Source organism: Candidatus Paceibacterota bacterium, from assembly GCA_035452965.1.
In the GTDB taxonomy this organism is placed as follows: domain Bacteria; phylum Verrucomicrobiota; class Verrucomicrobiia; order Limisphaerales; family UBA8199; genus UBA8199.
Map to the genome: position 1 here is coordinate 23,839 of DAOTCE010000050.1, position 7,107 is coordinate 30,945.

At 64.0% G+C, this 7,107-nt stretch carries 5 protein-coding genes; all 5 read left to right on the top strand.

The features are described from left to right. The first annotated feature begins 35 nt into the window (after nucleotides 1-35). The 5 genes from P5205_21295 (at nucleotide 36) to P5205_21315 (ending at nucleotide 6,969) form a co-directional block, all read left to right on the top strand. Complete coding sequence (locus P5205_21295) at nucleotides 36-1,721, top strand: hypothetical protein (protein HSA12899.1); 1,686 nt, start codon at nucleotides 36-38, stop codon at nucleotides 1,719-1,721. Beyond that, nucleotides 1,718-3,301, top strand: a complete 1,584-nt coding sequence (locus P5205_21300; GenBank protein HSA12900.1) for an ABC transporter permease subunit — start codon at nucleotides 1,718-1,720, stop codon at nucleotides 3,299-3,301. Before P5205_21295 ends, P5205_21300 begins: the two co-directional genes overlap by 4 nt. A 38-nt stretch (nucleotides 3,302-3,339) precedes the next feature. Beyond that, the gene (locus P5205_21305) at nucleotides 3,340-4,974 is read left to right on the top strand and encodes an ABC transporter permease subunit (protein ID HSA12901.1); all 1,635 of its coding nucleotides are present in this window, start codon (nucleotides 3,340-3,342) and stop codon (nucleotides 4,972-4,974) included. An 11-nt stretch (nucleotides 4,975-4,985) separates the two neighbouring features. After that, nucleotides 4,986-6,578 (top strand): ABC transporter permease subunit, encoded by a 1,593-nt coding sequence (locus tag P5205_21310; protein ID HSA12902.1) that lies wholly within the window; start codon nucleotides 4,986-4,988, stop codon nucleotides 6,576-6,578. 133 nt (nucleotides 6,579-6,711) lie between these two features. Continuing rightward, nucleotides 6,712-6,969 carry a hypothetical protein gene (locus P5205_21315; GenBank protein HSA12903.1) on the top strand — a complete coding sequence of 86 codons (258 nt, stop codon included), beginning with the start codon at nucleotides 6,712-6,714 and terminating at the stop codon, nucleotides 6,967-6,969. Nucleotides 6,970-7,107 lie beyond the last annotated feature (138 nt).

Consider the following 7,107-nt stretch of genomic DNA (forward strand, 5'->3'; position numbering starts at 1 on the left):
GATCATTTCGCTGCTCCTTCACTCCGTTCCTCCCGATGACCTTTCTGCCCATTCTCGAGCGCGAATTGCGCGTGCGGGCGCGTAGCCGGGCCGCTTACTGGACTCGCTTTGCGGTGGCGCTGGCGGGGATGTTGGTCTGTGTGCCCCAGTTGATGTCGCCGTGGCCATTCAGCGCTTCGGCGAACATCGGACGGGGCCTGCTCGATGCCGTCGTGAGCGCTGCTTTCCTGGTCGGTTGCGCCTCTTGCCTTCTCACGGCCGATATCCTCAGCTCGGAACGTCGGCAAGGAACGCTGGGCTTATTGTTGCTGACTCGAGTTGGTGTTTTCGATGTGCTGATGGGGAAGCTGGGCTCAGCTGGCTTAACCAGCCTGTGTGCGCTGGTGGCGCTGCTGCCGATGCTGATGCTGCCGGTAATCGCTGGAGGCGTGACCGGTGGCGAGGCATTCCGCAAAGGGTTGGTGCTGCTCGATGCGCTGTTTGTGGCACTGGCTGCGGGGTTGTGGGCTTCGGCACGCGGTCACGAATGGCGGAAGACCGCACGGAACGCGTTGATCGTGGTGGCAGCCGTCGTCCTGGTGCCCTGTTCGGTGGGGGTGCTGTGCGGAAAGTTCGGCGCGGCAGGAGCCGACATCGCATTGCTGAGCCCACTCTGGACCCTGGTTGTTGCCGGAGATGGAATGTACAAAGTGGCTGCAGCGAACTACTGGATTTCGCTGCTGCTGGTTCACGCGACAGGGTGGGCGCTGCTGGCCGGCGCGGTCTTTCGGCTGCGGCGCGGATGGCGGGAAGACAGGGGCGAAACATCGGGGACCGCGCCAGCCACGATCGCCCAGCGTGAGACGACAGCCGCCAGATCTTCGCACTGCCCCCTGGATGACAGCACAAATCCCATCGTCTGGCTGCTTGGACGCCAACGCGGCTTGAAAGCCATCCTCTGGGCAGGGGCGATCGTGGGTTTTTCGACCAGCGGAGTAGCTCTGGTTATGGTTCGTCTCGCAGGCGTAAGGTTCTATGAGGGCACGGCACGGCCATTGATACTGGGGATGGCGCTAATCGGCAGCGCTTTGTTCGCCTGGGCGGCCAGCCGTTTCTTCGTCGCGGCACGGGGGACGGGGGCACTCGAATTGCTGCTGACCACGCCTCTCGGCGCCAGGCAGATTGTCTCGAAGCAATGGGAAGTATTGCGGCGCGCGCTCCTCTGGCCCCTGGTGGCCATGATCGCGCCAACCATCCTTAATCTGGGATTCTTCTTAGTTCAGCAAGCCGGAGTTGTTGGCCCACTCCCCTCGTTCTGGCTGCAATACACGGGTTCGGTGCTGATCGGCTGTATGCACATCGTCCTTCAGGTCTGGGCGCTTTGCTGGCTGGGAATGTGGTTCGGTCTCAGGACGGGCAGCCAGGCCCGGGCGATTGTTTGGACGGTGATCTTGGCTAACGCCATCCCACACTTGATCACCGTTGTGGGCTGGATGCTAATCGCCGCGTTGAACGGTTCGTTCTACAGCGGGAATTCACTTTCTTTCACGATTCTGCTGTGGTTGCTGCACATCCTGAACCCGCTGCTTTATCTCGGGCTGATTCGATTTGCCCGGCGCCGGCTGTTGGGCGAGCTGGCGACAACTGAAATGCCGGGGTTCAACTTGCTCGAATCCATCTCTGCCACAGCACGAGGCGCCGCCTCGGCCTGGCGCAAGGCAAGGCACTGGACGCCCTCATGACGGTCCTGCCTGTAATTGCGCGCGAGTTGCGCGTCTCGGCGCGGCAGCCCTTCACTTACTCCCTGCGGGTGCTGGGGGTGGTCGTGCTGCTGCTGGCGGGCGTGTTGTTTGGCTTGCGGTTTGGGTACGCGCCCACGGTCGGGCGCCCGTTATTCTCGGCGCTCCACGTCACGCTCTTTGCCGCGATCTGGGTGCTGGTGCCGATGCTCACGGCGGACTGTATCAGCCGGGAACGGCGCGAAGGCACGTTGGGACTGCTCTTCCTGACGCCGCTGAAAGGGGCTGACATTGTCCTGGCCAAAGGACTGGCGCACGGATTGCGGGCAGTGACCCTGGGGCTGGCGGTGGTGCCGGTGCTGGCCATCCCGTTTCTGATGGGCGGGGTGAGTTGGGCCGAGGCGGCGCTGTCCGTGATCGTGAACGCCGGCGCGATGTGCCTGGCCCTGGCGGCCGGACTGCTGGCTTCGGCGTGGAACAAAACCTGGTCGCGGGCACTGGTCGGGGCGGCGCTGCTGGCGTCCGCCTTCTTGCTGCTCCAGGTTACCGGAGTGGGTTGGCTGCGGATCCAAACCTTCAGGCCCGGATTCCCGCTGTTCGAGTTCAATTGGGACCATGTGCTCGCGCTTGGCTTGGGGCTTGTCGCAAACACCGCCGACCCCTGGGCCAACTCACCCGGATGGATGGCATCCACCAGCCAATCCCTCCGAATCCTAGGACAAACCGCCGCCTGCTCTTTGTTGGTCTTGTTCTTCGCAGTGCTGGCGGCGGGGGCCTGGATCCGGCGCTCCTGGCGGGAGGAACCGACCCCTCGCTGGCTGGTTTGGCTGGAGCGGATATTCTGCACGCCGATGCTGTGGCTGACGTTCTTTCACCATTGGATGCACCGGAAACTGGAGTGTAATCCCATCGGCTGGCTGGAGCAGCGGACCTGGAGCGGACGGTTGGTGACCTGGGGCTGGGTAGCCGTGTTGATCTCGGTTTACAGCACGATTTTGACCGACCGGCACTTCTTCTGGGTGACCAACGCCATACAGGAGATGATGGCCTGGCTGCTGGCCGGGAGCATTGGCGCCAGCGCGGCGGGGAGCTTCCGGCGCGAGCGGGAAACCGGCCTGCTGGAACTGTTGCTGGTTTCGCCATTGAGCGAAAGGCAGATCATCTCAGGGCGGCTCCGCGGCCTGTGGAGTCAGTTCCTGCCGGCCGCCGGGTTGCTCCTGGCCGTCTGGCTGTATACCTCCAGCTTCCAGCCGAACCGCCGCGGCGCGGGAGTGCTGTTGTTCTATGCAGTGACATTTCTGAACGTGCCGGTTTTCGGGCTGTACTACTCCTTGCGCTGCCGCAATTTCCTCACCGCGCTCCTCTTCACAATCGGTGCAGGGATGTTCCTGCCACTTGGGCTGGCGGAACTGATCACCTTCCTGCGCCACGCTTATGCGAGCCCGGCCTCCGCTTATTCGCCAGGACTGCACGCCTCGGTGCTGGCCGCCGCCTGCCAGGTTCTCCTGGCGGGGACTTGCTGGTGGTGGCTCTACCGCCGGCTTAAGCAAAGGGCTTTCCCTCTGGAGCGAACACCGGGATAGTAGGGCAGCCAAATGAGCCCATTCGACACAACACGTCCATGACCTGGCTGCCCATCGTCGCACGAGAATTGCGAGTCGCCTCGCGACGGCCCGGCACCTACCGGGTGCGCTGGGGCGCGGGGCTGGGCCTCATTCTGGTTGCCGCGTGGTTCTTCCTGAGGAACCAGCACCTGCCGGCGGAGCACATCGCCATGGGCCTGTTCCTGATACTGACGGGTGGCGCGGTGTTGTGCTGCCTCCTGAGCGGCGTGTGGTTCACGGCCGACTGTCTGAGCGAAGAGAAGCGCGAAGGGACGCTCGGCCTGCTGTTTCTGACGGACCTGAAAGGCTACGACGTAGTGCTGGGCAAACTCGCGGCCACTTCACTGGGCGCTCTATACGCCGTGCTGGCGGCGGTGCCGATCCTGGCCCTGCCGCTCCTGTTGGGTGGCGTCACGGGGGGCGAATTCGCGCGCATGGCCCTGGTGGCGATTAACACCCTCTTCTTCTCCCTCACGCTCGGGCTATGCGTGTCGGCCCTGAGTCGCTCCCAGCGCAGCGCCATGACCAGGACGCTATTGCTCGTTCTCCTCTTTGCAGCCGTCCTGCCAGCGTGCGGGGCGTGCCTTACACTTTCTGGCGCGACGCCAAAAACTGGCAGGAGCTGGCTCATGGCAAGCCCCTTCTACACCCAGTACCACGCGCTGGACCAACAGTTCTCGGCCTCGCCGGGAGACTTCTGGTGGTCGGTGGCGGTCATTCACGGGCTGGGTTGGACGTGCTTGCTCTTGGCAAGTGGGATTGTGCCTCACACGTGGCAGGACCGGCCGGCCGGAGCGCGCGCGCTGCGTTGGCGCGAACGCTGGCGGACGTGGACTTACGGCAACCAGACGGACCGCGCCCTCTTCCGTGAACGATTGATGGACCGGAGCGCCTGCTTCTGGCTGACAGCGCGAGCGAGATGGAAGCCGGCATCGGTTTGGGCCGTGCTCGGAGTAGTAGCCTGCGGGTGGGGCTGGGGCCTGGCCAAATGGCACCGCCACTGGCTGGACGAAAGCACCCTTATCCTGACCGGTTTGCTGTTGAATTACCTCCTCAAGGTGTGGTTCGCGCTGGAAGCGGGGCGGCAATTGAGCGACGACCGCAAAGCAGGCGCATTGGAGCTGTTGCTATCCACACCGCTGACGGTGAAGGAGATTCTGCACGGCCACTTGCTGGCGTTGCGCCGCCAGTTTCAATGGCCCGTGACAGTCGTGCTGCTGGTGTGCTTTCTTTTCATGATCCTTGGCGCGCTCGATGCCAATTTGCGGCCTGACACGGAGCACCCTGCTCTGTGGATCCTGCTCTGGGCAGCCGGCATGGTTATCCTGGTCGCCGACCTGGCCGGTCTTTACTGGCTTGGCATGTGGCGCGGGCTCACGGCAAAGGGTCCGATCCACGCCGCCGGGGTGAACATGGCGTGCATCCTCTTGTTGCCGTGGGGCATTGCCCTGATAGCGATAGTGCCACCATCCCTTGGCGGGTTGGGCGGAGTGGAGACGCGGAACGAAAAGTACGTGCTGGGCCTGTGGGTTGGCTTGTGCCTGGCCGTGGATCTGGGTTTCGGCCTGTGGGCCCGGCGCAAGTTGCACGCCGAGTTCCGCCGGGCCGCCGCCCGCGGATACGAGCCGCGCCCGAAATTCTGGAAACGCTAGCTGGCCTGGCCATGACTTTCCTCCCCATCGTGGACCGGGAACTGCGCGTGGCAGCGCGGCGCCGGATCACCTATCGCATCCGCACCTGGGCGGCTATCATTGCGCTGGTGGTGGGGTTCTTCGCATTCTTCCCTGCGGTGCTGGCGGGGGCTTACGGCAGCACCGGCAAGTCGCTCTACACCGCGCTGACCAATTCCGTGTTCGGCCTGTGCCTGCTGGCCGGGGTCTTGTTCACCGCCGACTGCCTGAGTGAGGAAAAGCGCGAGAGCACATTGGGGCTTCTGTTCCTTACCGATCTGCGGGGCTACGATGTCGTGCTGGGGAAGTTCATGGCCATGTCGCTCAACGCCTTTTACGGGCTGCTGGCCATTCTGCCCATCACCGGGCTCTCGCTGCTGTTGGGCGGGTTGACCGGTGGGGAGTTTTGGCGGACAACCCTGGCACTGGTAAACGTGCTCTTCGTCTCCCTGGCCGCCGGGATATGCGTCTCGGCGTTCGGACGCGAGTCACAACGGGTAATGGGCGCCACGTTGGGATTGGTGATCCTGCTGGCCGCCGGCCCCTCCCTGGCCGCCCTCATTGGACGCGCCCTGCGTCTGCCGCTGCAATGGGAATGTTGGGCGTGGATTAGCCCTTACCAGGCCTTTTCGAACGCCCTCGAGCCGGATTACCTGAGACAGCCCGGGATGTTCTGGCGGGCATTGGCCGTCTCGCACGGGGTCGGATGGCTTCTGCTGGCGCTGGCCAGCACGGTGTTGCCGCATCGCTGGGAAGAACGGGCGGCAGCAGGCGGAGCCGGCGGACTGCTGCGCCGGTGGGCGCAGCCGACCAGGAGCGGGATTGGCGCGCGGGCGAAAGCACGCCAGGAATTGCTGCCGGTCAATCCCGTGCTTTGGCTGCTGAGCAGCGGCCCGGACCTGCGCCGGCTCGCCTGGATCATCGTATGCGCATGGGGTGTGGTAGTCCTGGCGACCACCTTGTTCGCGCCCAACGAAGGGGGCGTGTTCGCCCTGGGCATGTACGGCGTGCGACCCTTCGGATTTCTGCTCAAGTGGCTGCTTGCCCTCCAGGCCTGCCGCTTCTTCGTCGAGGCCCGGCGCAACGGTACCCTCGAGACGTTGCTCTGCACCCCGGTGACGAGCCGGGACATCATACGCGGCCAGGTCCTTGCCTTGCGGCGGGACTTTCAGCGGCCCGTCATCATCTTTCTCGTACTGCTCTTCGTCCCGGCGGTGGTTCGCCTGCTGGCAGTGGGTAGCTCGGGTTCCTCGGAACTGGGAATGGCGGCCCTTGGGTTGGGTTTGGGCGGCATCTACAGCCTGCGGATGCTGGCCGATTGCTATGCCCTCGGCGCCTTCGGCATGTGGCTGGCGCTGACCGTCAAGAAGCCCGGGCTGGCGCCCGGTTTCACCATCTTGTTCGTGCTGCTCCTCCCCTCGGCGCTCTGCTGGCTGGATATTTTCGCCGACATTGTCTTCATCCTGTGGGGCGTCACCAAACTCAAGCAGTCCGACCTTCGCTCCCTTCTGGCACAACAATATCAGCCAGTAACCGATGATATCAGGCCCCGCTCCCAGCCGCCATCCCCCCCGGAAGCCGCTTAAGTCCTCCAACCTCAGTTACTTAGGCGGCTCACCTGGGAACCACACCGTATCCTCACCGTATCCTCACCGTCTCCACACCGTGGATACAGCCTTGACACCTTCGGGGGAAACCCTTCAGAAACCACTGTAATTCATGAAGATAGCGCCATTTGCCACCGAAGCGGAGAAATTTGCCTGGCAGCGGGCGAAAGAGCTGGAACTTGCGAGTCAAACCGGCGACCGCTGGCGGGTTGACATCCTCCCCGGCCGCTACGGCTGGGCTGCCCGCGCCATGCGCCTGTGCCGCAACCCTCAATGCAACCGGCCGCAAGCCAAGGGCAGCAAATACTGCTCCCAATGCGGCCGCCAGTCTCGCGCTCATAACCCCTGCCCGGACGCCCACGGCCATTGACATTCCGCCGCCGCGCCAGCCACCACGCCCCGCAATCCCAACCGCCACGGCCCATCCGCGCAAACCTCGCCGCGCACCGCACCCGATCGGGTAGGAGGTGAGGGTTAGAACCTCACCGTCCTCCCACACCACCGGACG